The organism is Thalassospira sp. ER-Se-21-Dark (genome assembly GCF_017922435.1).
Taxonomy (GTDB): domain Bacteria; phylum Pseudomonadota; class Alphaproteobacteria; order Rhodospirillales; family Thalassospiraceae; genus Thalassospira.
The window spans coordinates 1-326 of record NZ_VDEZ01000020.1 but is presented as its reverse complement, the minus strand read 5'-3'; the positions used below and the strand labels follow the sequence as shown (position 1 = coordinate 326).

Sequence of the window (326 nt, the reverse complement as noted above, 5' to 3'; positions counted from 1 at the left end):
TGCTGTATTTGGAAGGCCCGGCGGTGACCTACTCTCCCGTGCCTTAAGACAAAGTACCATCGGCGCAGGCTGGTTTCACTTCTGAGTTCGGGAAGGGATCAGGTGGTTCCCGGCCGCTATGGCCACCGGGCCGTCCAAACACAGCGAAGAGATCGGAGATCTTGTGAGATCGTGATGTATGCGAACTATTTATTGTTGTGACGTATTGGTCTTGCTGATTTTACCGCTGCGCAAGTCATATGCAGATCAGTAGCAAGAGGGATCAATCAAGCCGATCGATCAATTAGTACTGGTTAGCTTCACGTGTTGCCACGCTTCCACACCCA

General features: G+C 51.8%; 1 rRNA gene. It reads right to left on the bottom strand.

Going from position 1 to position 326, the window contains the following annotated elements:
• Window positions 1-15 precede the first annotated feature (15 nt).
• A 5S ribosomal RNA gene (rrf, locus tag FHI25_RS20520) occupies window positions 16-130 on the bottom strand.
• Window positions 131-326 lie beyond the last annotated feature (196 nt).